Annotated in this window: 1 protein-coding gene; it reads left to right on the plus strand. The window is 56.5% G+C overall.

Annotated features, from left to right (window positions below; all coding sequences use genetic code 11):
- Positions 1–255: nitrogenase component 1 (locus tag K6N12_RS33880; protein ID WP_281424342.1), on the plus strand; the 255-nt coding region annotated here is incomplete at both ends.

Consider the following 255-nt stretch of genomic DNA (forward strand, 5'->3'; position numbering starts at 1 on the left):
CAAAACGCTGGAATATTGCAAGGAGGTCGGTCAGGTTACGGCTTCGTTCCATTATCCGCTGGGTGTTCAGGCGACCGACGAATTCCTGATGAAGGTCTCGGAGATTACCGGCAAGGAAATTCCTCCGACAATCGGCCTGGAACGCGGCCGTCTCGTCGACGCTATGGCAGATAGCCAAGCCTGGCTGCACGGGAAGAAATACGCGATCTACGGCGATCCTGACTTCGTCTACGCCGTTGCCCGGTTCGTCTTGGA

Origin of the sequence: Rhizobium redzepovicii, assembly GCF_019793435.1 — a bacterium.
Lineage (GTDB): Bacteria > Pseudomonadota > Alphaproteobacteria > Rhizobiales > Rhizobiaceae > Rhizobium > Rhizobium redzepovicii.